8 protein-coding genes are annotated in these 12622 nt (G+C 52.8%); 5 read left to right on the top strand and 3 right to left on the bottom strand.

Annotated elements, in window-relative coordinates:
• Nucleotides 1–1696: recombinase family protein (locus PJL69_RS06725; protein WP_271308949.1), on the bottom strand; the 1696-nt coding region annotated here is incomplete at its 3' end.
• A 270-nt stretch (nucleotides 1697–1966) separates the two neighbouring features.
• On the opposite strand from PJL69_RS06725, the gene trhO reads away from it, so the two are divergent.
• The 5 genes from trhO (at nucleotide 1967) to PJL69_RS06700 (ending at nucleotide 9482) form a co-directional block, all read left to right on the top strand.
• Nucleotides 1967–2875 (top strand): oxygen-dependent tRNA uridine(34) hydroxylase TrhO, encoded by a 909-nt coding sequence (trhO, locus tag PJL69_RS06720; protein ID WP_271308998.1) that lies wholly within the window; start codon nucleotides 1967–1969, stop codon nucleotides 2873–2875.
• Between the two features lie 261 nt (nucleotides 2876–3136).
• Nucleotides 3137–3628: an RNA polymerase sigma factor gene (locus PJL69_RS06715; protein ID WP_271308948.1), complete on the top strand. Its 492-nt coding sequence runs from the start codon at nucleotides 3137–3139 to the stop codon at nucleotides 3626–3628.
• A gap of 67 nt (nucleotides 3629–3695) precedes the next feature.
• Nucleotides 3696–4592, top strand: coding sequence for a FecR family protein (locus PJL69_RS06710; protein WP_271308997.1), 897 nt, complete (start codon nucleotides 3696–3698; stop codon nucleotides 4590–4592).
• 91 nt (nucleotides 4593–4683) lie between these two features.
• Entirely contained in the window at nucleotides 4684–7518 is a 2835-nt protein-coding gene (locus PJL69_RS06705; protein WP_271308947.1) for a TonB-dependent receptor, read from the top strand.
• 107 nt (nucleotides 7519–7625) lie between these two features.
• Nucleotides 7626–9482, top strand: coding sequence for a M1 family metallopeptidase (locus tag PJL69_RS06700; RefSeq protein WP_271308946.1), 1857 nt, complete (start codon nucleotides 7626–7628; stop codon nucleotides 9480–9482).
• Between the two features lie 81 nt (nucleotides 9483–9563).
• Here PJL69_RS06700 and PJL69_RS06695 read toward each other — a convergent pair whose 3' ends face one another.
• Nucleotides 9564–10220 carry a hypothetical protein gene (locus PJL69_RS06695; protein ID WP_271308945.1) on the bottom strand — a complete coding sequence of 219 codons (657 nt, stop codon included), beginning with the start codon at nucleotides 10218–10220 and terminating at the stop codon, nucleotides 9564–9566.
• Between the two features lie 308 nt (nucleotides 10221–10528).
• Nucleotides 10529–12454, bottom strand: a complete 1926-nt coding sequence (locus PJL69_RS06690; protein WP_271308944.1) for a DUF3604 domain-containing protein — start codon at nucleotides 12452–12454, stop codon at nucleotides 10529–10531.
• Nucleotides 12455–12622: the final 168 nt, after the last annotated feature.

The following is a 12622-nucleotide window of genomic DNA, read 5'->3' as shown; positions in this document are numbered from 1 at the left end:
GCTCTACTTGTGAAGTAGAACCGACATACAAAGCACCATCAGAGTTAATCTGCGGTGCTTTTGTCGTTTTAGGGCTAACCCCTTGTTGCATAGGTTGAAGTTTAGAAAGCTCCGCTGCGACGCGACTGCTTTCCGACGAGGTGGCAACTGACAGGATACCTGCCAAGTCGCCGATCAGATCGATGGTGAGATCGTCACCCGCCTCATTGGGGATGAGGACCACTTTATCGATCATCGTTCTGAGGTGTTGTGACGCCTCGACGCGGCGCTCAGGGTTGTTGAGCGTGGTCATGAGGTTTGAAACCTCCTGCTTGTAGCGCGCGCTCATATTGGGGTGAAACATCACCTTCTGTTCAGCCTGCGCAGTCAGCAGCGTCTCAATTTCTTTGAGGCGGTCATTGATGAAGACAGCGCGGTCTTTGAGCATCTCTGCTGGGACGCCATCACAGATCGACTGAACGATCTTCTCTTTCTCGCGTGTGAGCTTGCCTTGTTCTTTGACGAAGGAGGAGCGTGCTGCGTTTTGCTCGCGGCGCAGCTCGTTCATACGTTTGGTATATTCCTGGCAGAAGGTCTCGACGAGGCGTTCATCCATAAGGTTGGCATTGAGTGCGTGAAGCACTTTGGCTTCCAGATCTTCGCGTTTGATGGTCAGCTTATTTGAGCAGGTGCCTTTGTTCTTTGCGGTGGAACAAGATAGGTGGGTTCTGTTGTGCATGGCGTAGCCGCCGTCACAGCAGCCGCATTTGACCAGGTGGGACAGCAGGTAGCTGGGGCGGTTGCGCTGGTGCAATGGCTTGTCGGCTTTGTTATGGACGCCCTGCTGCGCTTTGACCTTGTCCCAGAGGTCTTGGTCAATGATGCGCAGGTCTGGCACCTCTGTGATAACCCATTGGTCTTCGGGGTTCATACGGGAGATGCGTTTACCGGTCTCAGGGTTTTTGATGTAGCGCAGCCGGTTCCAGATCTGACGCCCGATATAGAGTTCGTTGTTCAGGATGCCGGTGCCGCGTTCCCGGTTGCCATAGATCGTGCTTGGGCCCCAAGCCCCGCCATTGGGGGCGGGCACATTCTCAGCATTGAGTTGTTTGGCGAGTGACGCTGGAGATTGGCCTGAGACATAGGCTGTGAAGATGCGTTTGACGACCTTGGCCTGGGCTTCGTTGATCTTGCGGCCTCCGCGTTCGATCATACCGTTTGCACCAGCCTCATGCGCCACGTCATAGCCATAGACAATGCCACCTGCGCTCTTACCTTTGACGGCGCGTCCTTGCAGACCACGGCGGGTTTTATTGGCCAGCTCTTTGAGGAACATGGCGCCCATGGTTCCGCTGAACCCAATGTGCAGCTCATTTATGAACCCTTCCGACAGGGTGAATATCTGTTGATCATTAAAGCGCAGTTGCTTGAAGACTCTTGCCGCAACTTCTTGGTCACGACTGATCCGGTCCAAGGCCTCTGACAGCACAATGTCGAATTGGCCCGTTGGGGCTGCGCTCAGCAAGGCTTGGATGCCAGGTCGAAACAGGTTCTCGCCAGAAAGGGCGTGGTCTGTGTAGCATTCGACCACATCCCAGCCTTCTTGGCTGGCGCGTTGTTGGCAGACGCGGATCTGGTCTTCGATGGATTTATCGGTTTGTAAGTCTGATGAGTATCGCGCGTAAATCGCAACGCGCTTGCGGTTTATGTCCTTCATGTAGGGCGTCCTTTCTGCGGGCAGCGCGGAGTGTCTTGCCGCCCACAATCAGGGTCCGTGGGTGCGAGAACAAATTCCTGGAAATCCGCTTCCGCTGCTGCCCGCGCAAGAAAGCGTACCAACTCCTCCAGTTTGCCATTGGCCTCTGGTTGGGTTGTGCTTGCTTGAGTCTCGCGTGTTGTTGATTGTCACAGGTTGTGTTCAACCACTGGTTAATCCACAGACTTAGTCTGCCTTGATGCGATGGGCAAATGGGCGTATTGGGATGCCATGTTTACCGTCTGCGCTCTCTATCACTTTACCCGCTTTGACAACCATGAAGCCCTGCGTGCACCGCTCTTGGAGTTGTGTCTCAAGGAAGGTGTCACCGGAACTTTGTTGCTGGCACATGAGGGGATAAACGGCACCATCGCGGGGCCCAAGAAAGGGATTGAAGCAGCCATCAGGCATATTCAGTCATTACCCGGATGTGCCGATCTTGAGTGGAAACTGAGCACGGCAGCTGAAAAGCCTTTTCCGAGGATGAAGGTTAAGCTCAAGAAAGAGATAGTCACGCTGGGCCAGCCCAATGTCGACCCGACTGCGCACGTTGGCCATTACGTGGATCCTGCGGATTGGAACGAGTTGATAAAATCTCCCGACGTCGTGACGATTGATACACGTAACGACTACGAGGTTGCCATTGGTACGTTTCAGGGCGCGATTGACCCCGAAACGGCGTCGTTTAGAGATTTCCCTGCATGGTGGGATGAAAACAAAGAGCGCTTTCACAACAAGCGGGTCGCCATGTTCTGCACAGGTGGCATTCGGTGCGAGAAGTCCACAAACTTTCTGATGAGCCAAGGGGTGGAAGACGTCTACCATCTTAAGGGCGGTATCTTGAAGTATCTGGAAGAGGTGCCTCAAGAAGAGAGCACATGGGATGGTGAGTGTTTTGTGTTCGATGGCCGGGTCTCCGTTGGCCATGGTCTCAAGGAAGGCCCGCACATTTTGTGCCACGCGTGTCGTCGTCCTATCTTGCCAGAGGATCAGGAGCGCCAGGGTTATGAAGCCGGAGTGAGTTGTCATCAGTGTGTTGATGACTATTCGGAGGCAGACAAAGCCCGATTTAGAGAGCGCCAAAAACAAATGATGCTGGCGCGTCAGCGTGGTGAGCAGCACATTATCGGTGTTGACTGACCCTCTGCATGTTGTCGCCGCCGCTGTATGAGGCGAGGGGCACTTGTTTCAATAGCTAAGGGGCACTGTCCTGTTGGCCGAGGTCTCAATTTTATTTCTGATAAATTTACTGTGACTATTCTGCCCCGGTTCTGGACGAATTTTAAGCAGCGACCGTCAAAGAACTCATCTCCTCTTCTTCTTATGAAACCGCCCGTGTAAAGCGCATACAGCAAGCTCGGATGGAGCAAGCCCAACTCATCCATCTATTAAGGGCTGGCAATGACCCATCCAACATATGCGACCGGTTTGGATACCTTTGTTGATGAGCGGGACAGGCTGATCGCTGCAGCGTATCGTATCGTAGACAGCCATGCTGTGGCTGAAGAGTTGGTGCAGGAGAGCTGGATACGTTGGCACGCCAAGCAATATCCAGCGGAGCATACGCGCCCGCTTTTGCTGCGTATTGTGAAAAATCTTGCGATTGACTGGCATCGCAAACGCCGCATTGAGTTCGAAGCGATTGAAACCCAGCGCCTTTTGGATGAGACCGCGCTTGATGCTGAGCGCGTGGTGTTGGCACGTCAACAGCTTCACAACGTTATCAAACTGGTTGAAACTCTTCCGCCGAAGGTGCGCTTGGCTTTCCGGTATAGCCGCATCGAAGGTATGACGCTGAAAGAAGTTGGCAAACGACTGGGAGTCTCGGAGTCTCGTGCCAGTCAGCTTGTATCTGATGCGATTGTCCGACTTGTGGTCGTGTTCGAAGACTGATTTGAAGCCTTTGCGTTCAGGTTAGGCGATTTTCTACAACTGCCCGTTTCAGGACATTTTAAAAGTGATGCAAGACTCAGACGAGATCCAGCGGATACGTGACGCCACAGACATCTTTCTGAGGCTGCGAGACAATCCTGAAGACCCTAAACTGTTGCGAGAGCGGGAGTCATTTCTTGCGCGTGGGGAAGAAGAGCGCCTAGCTTATCATAAAATGCTACAAGTCTGGAGTGTCACGGGTACGGCAAAGCGTGCCAAGCGACCTGGCGTGGCCTCGCTTGCGCTTGCCGGGGCAGTTCTGGTTGCGGGGTATGTTACCTTTCAGGCAAATCGCCATATTCTGATTGCAGATGTTTACACGCAATATGATACGCAAGCGCTGCATCTGGACAGCGGGGATTACCTTGCACTTGATGCACGATCTGCCTTCGTTGACAAAAGCGATGCACATGAACGGCATGTTCACCTTTTACAAGGGGCAGCGTTTTTTGATGTTGAAACGGAAAGTCGTCCTTTCGTTGTGACCGCAGGCGATGTGCGTGTGCAGGTGACAGGTACGGCGTTTGAAGTCACAGGCGACGAAAACAGCGGTATGGTTTCGGTGGCTGAAGGGGCTGTGAATGTCGTGATTGAAAACGCGTCGTGGCAGTTGCGGCCCGGTGATCGGTTGGTCTGGTCAGATGATGTTGGAGCCCGCCTCACCAAGTTTGATGCGTCACAAACCGCAAGTTGGCGCAATGACGTTTTGATCTCTGATGATATGACGTTTGAGCAAATTGTCGATGTCTTGGATCGGCGCATGCCCGGGCAGCTTATCGTGACTGACGCGACGCTTGCGGACACAAAAATTGTCGGGTCTTTTGATCTGTCTGATCCGCAGCAATCTCTCGATCTGGTGGTCGAATTAATGGGGGCGAAAGTCATTTCCATGCCCTACGTCGTGTCCGTCATCGCGAAAAGATAAAATTCCTGATCTTTTTTCTAAAGGTTTGGTCTTCTGGTTCGTTTTCTCAGTGAAAGCCACTCGAAAAAGCGCGCTTCGGCGCGGGAGACCTATGAAAAAAACATCACTACGCAATACCACTGCCCTGGCGTTGAGCTTGTCTGCTTTGTTTTCCGCAGCTCTCAAGGCGGAGCAGGCCCAAACCATTGATATCAATGCCCAGCCGCTTGCCACTGCAATTACCGAACTTGGGCGAGAGACTGGCCTACGCATCGCAGCAAGCGCACGCGTGATCGCAGACACCCAGACCCAAGGCGTCACCGGGCTTATGACACCCACAGAAGCGCTGCAGGCGCTGCTTGAGGGCACAGGTATGTCTGTGCGCAGTGTGGGTAAAAACGGCGTGATCGTTTCGCGAGAAGAGGTGTCACAGAATGTGATCACTTTGGACGATGGCGAAGAGTATGTGGATCTTGGAACGATCATCGTTTCATACGATCCTGAAACCGGCCAACCGATCAACCCTGACGATCCAAACAATACCGGACAGGTGGTACTGGACGCGCGTGCCATCGAATACCGCTCAACTGGTGAGGACGCGAACACCGCCATCGGTACGTTGCCAAATGTGCAGACACGTACGGATGTAGGACAAAACCGCGGCGGTTACTCCAATGGCGTGCCCAACGATATCGGTGAACACACCGATGATGTGTTGAATCTGAAGCCTCTTAATCTGTCAATTTCTGGCGCTGCGGTGAATGAAAACAACATCATGATTGACGGTGTTGGTGTGAACTCTCTGTCCAGCCCCACTGGCGAGTACGCTCCTAAAGATGGTGAAACTCCGCAGCTATTTGAGCTATATGGTCTTCATTCTCAGACCCAGTTTGTTCCGACCAGCTTTGTGGAGCAGGCGGAAGTTTTTGACTCAAATGTTTCGGCAAAATACGGCGGATTCGTTGGCGGCGTCGTGAACTACAAGCTGCGTAAGCCGGATCTTGAAGGGCCGAGGGGATCTGTCAATTTCTCCTACCAAGACGACAATATGGCCAAGTACTCTTTGGCAACAGAGGACGGTGAGAATCCAGAAGACCGCGCCAAGCCAGAATGGACAAAGTCCACGTTCGCGCTGGACTATTCCACACCTGTTTCTGATCGTACTGCGGTGCTGTTCGGTTACTCGACACAACGCGCGAGCACTCAAAAGCAACGTGAAATTCAATACGGGTCAGATTGGGTCGATTCAAAATCACACAGTGATTTCTATCGGTTTGCTGTGACACATGAATTGGATAACGGGGATGCGCTCAATGCGCGTGTAAACTATACGGATTATGGTCAGACCTGGGACATACCAGAAAGCTATGATCGCCACCTCGACATCAAAACGAAGTCTTTGATGGCGGACGTTGAATACCAGAAACAACTGCATGATGTTGGCTTCTTGCGGAATGCGACTTTGGACTTCCGAGTGTCTACGCAGCGTAACGAAGTTGAAAACGAGTCCGGCTCAAACCAGTTGTTGTTGTGGTCAGGGATAAACCACAGTGATGCTGATTTGTCTGGAAGTTTGGATTGGTGTTCACCCGACCCCACAGCTGGTGTGCAGAACTGTTTCACGGGCGGTCAGGGTTCTAAGCAGATCACTGACAACCGTATTTCGCTTGCCGCTGACTTAAATGCAGAGGTCGGCAACGGTAACTTCCGCTCCGGTATCGAATATCAGTACTTTGACGTGCACAATGTCGGCAGCGGATTTGAGCAGTATTTTCTGGGAGCAGCCAACGCTCAAGGCACATGCTTGCCCGGTGATCCGACTTGTAATGCTGATCAGTTCTTGCAATTCCGAACCGCGCAAGACGCCTATGATGTAGGTGTAACTGCCCAACAGGTTGGTCTCTACGTCGAAGCGGACCAGACCTTCGGAGACTGGACCCTACGCGCGGGTCTGCGCGGTGATTATAATGATGTTTTTGACAACTTCGATATTGCGCCGCGTTTGTCTGCAACTTGGAACGCAGCAGACAACTTCTCCCTCTCGTTTGGTGCGAACCGGTACTACGATGACAACCATCTGTCATATGCCGTGCACGATGCGACGCCGGGTCCTTTGAACAGTTTACGCTTTGGCAATCCGCTTGCGGATTGGGGTCCGAGCTTCGGTCAAGGGCTTAAATCGTACACCTCAAGCAACCTTAAGACGCCGTATAATGACGAATTAAGTGTCTCGATGTCCTATAACGATGCCTGGACGAATGGGATCTGGCGGTTGCGTGGTCTGAAGCGGAAAGGCAAAGATCTCTTCGCGCAATCTGAGACAACCATGCTGAGTGGCGGGCAGAACCTCCTGACCAATGACGGTTCGAGTGACTATGAGTCGATTTCGCTTGAATATCAAAAGACATGGAATACCCCCAGTATTCGCTTCCTGGATGCCGTTGGGCTGTATACCTCTCTGACCTGGGCGGATCGCAAGACATCGCACAACTCCTACTTTGCAAATGAAACTGCGGTACCTGATCGTATTTGGTACAAAGGCAATGGCTATGTCGAAAATGAATTTGACACTGTGCGCGGCAATCTGGATATCCCATTGCGTGGCTCTGTTGAACTTCGTTCAAGCTGGAGCAACGATCTCGTACGCCTCGGTCTGATTGCTGATATGACAGACAGCTATATTGGGGCCGTCGAGACAGGGGACCGGTATACCAACCCTGCTGATGGCGAACGGTATGATGTATACGAAGATCACGCCTTTGGAAGTCAGCTGCAGTTGCACCTGAACAGCTCGATCCGTCTCTTCACCAACAGCGCGGGCAATGAGTTCCGCCTGGATGTGCGGGTCAACAATTTGCTGGATGAGAAACAGAATGGCACGGCAACGGACTCCAACCCCTACGTGAAAGGGCGCACAGTCTGGATCGGTGGCAACTACACGTTCTGATCCAGCAAAGGACTGGCGCAGATGAAGCGCTTCTTTGAAGCACATTCACTTGGAGCGGGGCCTTGGCCCCGCTCTTTGAGTATTTACAAACGAAAGAGAGATGGAAAATGTCTTTCACATTTTTGACTGCGCTCCGAGTAGGCGTTTTGCAAATATTGCTTATGGCGCTCCCCTTCGGCGCCGCATCGGCAGAAACAGCGCTTTCCGCGACGATGCACTTTGACAGCGCAACTGGCGCGTTGCGTATCCAATGCGATGGCTGCCAACAGGACGACATTTCTGCGGATTGGTTGTCAGAGCAGCTGGACGACGGCTCCTTTGCAGGCAATGTGCCTCCGTTGAGCGACACTCTAAGAACGGCGGCTTGGAGCGAGAAGGCCAGCTACATCTTGGGTGATAACTGGCTTCCTAAAGGTGTGAATGCAACGCGAAGCCATGACGTGACTGTTGTAGTTGACGCCGCAGATCAAGTCGCCGTCACCGGCAAAATCATCGCGGATGATATCGAAGGGGAAAAGCGGCATGTGCGCTTTATATTCGATGGTACAAGCGATCAGCTTATGGTGATCATCGGTCGGTATGACGTCGCTGAACGCACTGTCGGAGACCTAACGGTGCGCACATACTTCCATGTAGAAGATGCTGATAAGTCCGACCGTTATCTTGCCGCAACCGAAACCTATATTGCCCACTTCGAAAAACAGATAGGGCCATTTCCCTACGATAGCTATTCGGTTGTTTCTGCGCCCATTCCGGTCGGGTTGGGGTTTGCGGGCCTGACGTTTGTTGGCCAGGAGTTGCTGTCACATGATTACATGTATGGCAGATCTCTCGCGCATGAGGTCCTTCATAGCTGGTGGGGCAATGCTGTGCGGGTGGACTATGAAGCGGGCAATTGGTCAGAGGGACTGACGACTTACTTGGCTGACTACGGGGTTGGGGCAAAGCAGGATCCCGTACAGGAGGCAGCGATGCGGCGTGGCTGGATCCGCAATCTCGATGCGCTTTCCGATGCAGAGATGTCTTCCCTACGCGCGTTTGTCGCTGCAAGTCATGAGCAAAATCAGAGTGAAGGCTACGGCAAGGCGGCAATGGTTTTTCACCTTTTGCGAGAGACCCTGGGAGACGAAGTGTTCTTTGCCGCGCTGCGCGCATTTTACATTGAGAACAAAGGTGCGCGCGCCGATTGGAACGCGCTGCAAGATGCGTTTGAACAGGAAAGCAAATCGGATTTGAGTGCATTTTTCACCCAGTGGGTGGATCAAGCAGGATTGCCGACACTTGCTATCGCTCAAGCAGAAAAAACCGTTGAGGGTGCGAAACTGGTATTGCGCCAATCAACGCCTCCATACCTGCTTGACGTGCCTGTTGAAGTTGAAACCGAAACCGGCGTCCAGCATGTGACTTTGCATATGGACGAGGTTGAACAGGATTTCGAGATACCGGCGGCCTCACCGGTGCTCGGCCTGCGTGTGGATCCTGGCTTTGACATGCTGCGTCGTCCGGTCGACAAAGAGCTGGCACCAACTTTGGGGATCGCGTTTAACACCGATGATTTCATCACCAGTGCAGCGGTATCGACAGAAGCTGAGGTTGCACAAGCGCGTGAGATTTTGTCCAGCATGCTGCCTGATCACAATTTGATCTGGAGTACTGAGGATCGTGCAACGTTGGGCCGTATGGTGATCGGCACCACAGACGAAGTCGCGCAGCTGGCATCAGAGCACTTTGACCAAGTGCCTGAGTTTGCGCGAGATGGCGCCGCGCGTGCGTGGATTGAATACGATCACGAGGGCCGCATTTGGTTTTTCCTCTCAGCCGACGATCTCAACGAGCTACGAGCGGAGATGGCATATCTTGGATATTATTCCAGCCGAGGGTTCGTGGTGTTTGAAAATGGTCGCGGGAAGCGATCAGGCACACCTTTGTCACAGTTTGCGCCGCTGTCGCGCCGCTTTGAGTAATTTGGAATTCAGTGAAACCAACGAGGACAGGCATTCTGTCCTCGTTTTTCCTAGGGACGCTTACAGCGGTCGCAAGTGCGGCTAGTGTTGAACACTCATTTCAACAAGTTCAAAGGCGATGCCGCGGGGACTTATCCCGGATTGAGCGATATTGTATTCGCCTGGTACAAAACTCAGGTATGTCTTGGCGAAATCCAGTTCCCAGAAAGCCGTGATATATGTATCGTCGTCGCGCTCGGTGAGCACGTGCAACGTGCCTTCAGATCCTTCTGTATTCCAAAAGCGAAAACGACACTCCCCAACAACGCGTTCACAATGGTGTGGAGAAAAAGTACGTATGTTGCCAGAGCTATAATGGCGGGCAATCAAATGACCATCTATATTGTAGTAGCCAAGATAGTCTAATGTACCATCGGGAAACTGTCGCTCCATAAGGTAGCGATCGCCTGACTTGCCTTTAAAGACTTCAATCCAGCCTCCATTTTCGTCGGCGTAGACCAGTTTCAAATTCTCAGGCATGGACGCAAAGTCCAGCGTAACGGTATCTGTCGCAATGTGTTGCGGCGCGTGCACTGGTGTTGGGGCATCCTGAGCAGCGGCGGTGATTGGCGCAAAAATAGCTGTTAGTAGGGTGGTCAGAGTTCTAGTGAGCATCGAAAAGGTCCCTCGATTGTTTAGAGCGCCGCCGCCGAAGACCATATCGAAGATTTCGTGGGAGCGCGCAGCCGCATGTGCCATCCGTGCCTTTCAAGCCAATGCGACACTCGTTGCTACTTCGACTGCGCTAGATCTCTCACCCACTAAATTGTCGCTCGTGTGCGGTTGCGTTCATGTCTTCTACCTAGAGAACGAACGACGGCGCCAAACCTTTAGAAGATTTCATAAAAGAATGAGAAGTTGCTGGCGCTCCCTTAAGCTGCCCATGGGACCGAAGCGCCGCATCAGGTGATTAAAGGCCACGAACTGTGTGAGCAAGCGGAGAGGTGCCAAGACGAGCTGCGTGCGAAAAGCGGCAATCATGTGTTGCCGCCTGCACAACATGCGTATCAATTTTCTTGCGGTGTGTACCAGATAGGGGAGGTATAAGCGCGTTCTTGGCCGATCAGTTCGGAGCCTTCTGGAATGTTCACGCCGAACCGGACCTTATCATATACGACCCAGCGCGGTGTGGGTATTTCCAGTACGCGAACATAGTAAAATGCGCGCTCAGCCGGATCGAAATCTGGATCCGTCCAAATTGTCGCTAATTCTGAGGCACCGATGGTGTTGGCCCAGCTGGCGGCCTCCAGATCAACCGTGTTGCCCACAGCTGGCAGTTTGCCGCTTGCATCTTGTTCTCTGTCGCCAGACCAAGCAACGTTATAAACTTTTTCATTCAGCGAGCCATCGGCCGCGAGCCATCCCTTCACAACTTGTACGCGATCTAAGTTGGCGCCGATCGGATCCCGTACGGCCAGGATCATGAAGTTCGGTGCTTCTGATGTCTGTTGGCCCATGTCGCCCCCCATGGGGACCCCTTTTTCATAGCCGACAAAGGCTGGCGTGCGCGTACGCAGATCATCTTCGGAGAACTGCCACCCGCCAAAGAACCGCACGGTCATACGTGGCCCGGTCGTGGCATAGGTTTCTTTCCGCGCCATCGCATCAAAAATTGCGCGGCGCGTATTTTCTTTTGCCCAAACACCCGTATAGCCCGCGGCAAGCAGCTGATAGCCTTCAATGACGCCAAGTTCAGATTTTACGAAAGGGTGCGTCATGCGGCTGTCGCTTGGTTCAACACTCGTCGATTTGCCAAAGAAGTTTTCCTCCTCCGCAGTCGCGAGAGCAGTGTGGCTGTCGGTGGCCCCTCCAAGGCCGAATTTATAAGGATTTATCCCAAACTTTTCTTCCAGGAGCAGTCCACGCTTGAGCGCCTCTCGACCATACTCCCCCGCGAGCATATCTTCCGTCTTCAATTCCGTTATGTCGAGATTGCCCACATCCCAGTTTTCATAATCCGCGAACTCGTCGTCGGGTGAAAGGTAGGGATGTGCCTCCCCGTCGCCCTTGATTTGCGTAATCTCATAGTGCGGCTCCCAGCGCGCCCGCAACCGAACATATTCCTCGTCGACCTTGCCGCCGTGATAGGTGTCTTCGATCGGGAACATCCAGCCGTTGGACAAGTTCCCATTGTGCGCGAAAGCCATCGCGGTGCCGCCTGTGCGCTCTTCATAGTTTTCCAGCCATTTCCAAAGATGAAACGGATCGGTGTCTCCATACGGCGGAGCCGTGACTGGTGGCGACACCTGCAAAGCGTTTGTGGCTCCGTCGCGCAGCATCACATTCCTATGTAAGTTGAACCCCTTAGGTACGGACGTCCATTCAAAGCCAATGAACGCCGAAAAATGCCCTGGCTCGTTTGCGTCTTCTGCTGCATCAATAATGCGTTCCCAGACGCCATCGTAGGCTTGGGCCCCTGTACTGTAGGATTCTAGAAATTCTTCGGGGAGGGTGCCTTGCGTGAAGTTTGTGATCAAATCAACAGCGGCTTCACCTGCTGCGGCGCCGCCTGCCACAAACCCTGCATACCATTCTGCACCTTTTTCGTTTGCCAAAACGTTTGGCGCACCTGCTTGCAGATCAATCGCGAATCCCATCAGATCAGTGTGATCTGTGAGCACCATCCAGTCGAGTGGGCGCCCAAGCTTGACAGGCAAACCAGTGGAGGATGTGATTTCTTCGCCCTTGGCGAGCTTCCAAGCATCTTCTGGGCCCAGCGTGTTTCCAAACAAGCCTGCATCAAGGGACATGCCTGTATGCAGATGCGTGTCGCCCCAATACACGTTGCTGGGGAAGGAGCGTTTAGCATAGGGAGAAAAGGTTTTTCCGGGATATAGTGTGTCGAATTTCTTTGGATCCGCAGAGCCACCATCTGCCAACCCAGGCGATGCTAGGAAAGAGGTGGAAAGCAGTAATGTAATCATCTGTTTCATAGTCGTCTCCCTAAAATAGTGCCTGAAAATAGCGCGCTCAAATACCTCTGCGCTCCGTTACGCTAACATGACACAAGGAAATGTCAGTGAATTTTTGCAAAGTTGTTATGTGATAACATTTTGACATCATGCACAAAACTCTCGACAGAGCGTCTTTGTTGCCGTCCT

Source organism: Shimia sp. MMG029, from assembly GCF_027947445.1.
Classification (GTDB): domain Bacteria; phylum Pseudomonadota; class Alphaproteobacteria; order Rhodobacterales; family Rhodobacteraceae; genus Shimia.
The sequence above is the reverse complement of the archived record's forward strand: the minus strand, read 5'-3'. Positions and strand labels throughout refer to the sequence as shown.

Coding starts and splice junctions, on each gene's coding strand:
- PJL69_RS06710 (WP_271308997.1), top strand. CDS start 3,696: ATGCAAGACTCAGACGAGATCCAGCGGATACGTGACGCCACAGACATC.
- PJL69_RS06690 (WP_271308944.1), bottom strand. CDS start 12,454: ATGAAACAGATGATTACATTACTGCTTTCCACCTCTTTCCTAGCATCG.
- PJL69_RS06700 (WP_271308946.1), top strand. CDS start 7,626: ATGTCTTTCACATTTTTGACTGCGCTCCGAGTAGGCGTTTTGCAAATA.
- trhO (WP_271308998.1), top strand. CDS start 1,967: ATGTTTACCGTCTGCGCTCTCTATCACTTTACCCGCTTTGACAACCAT.
- PJL69_RS06695 (WP_271308945.1), bottom strand. CDS start 10,220: ATGGCACATGCGGCTGCGCGCTCCCACGAAATCTTCGATATGGTCTTC.
- PJL69_RS06705 (WP_271308947.1), top strand. CDS start 4,684: ATGAAAAAAACATCACTACGCAATACCACTGCCCTGGCGTTGAGCTTG.
- PJL69_RS06715 (WP_271308948.1), top strand. CDS start 3,137: ATGACCCATCCAACATATGCGACCGGTTTGGATACCTTTGTTGATGAG.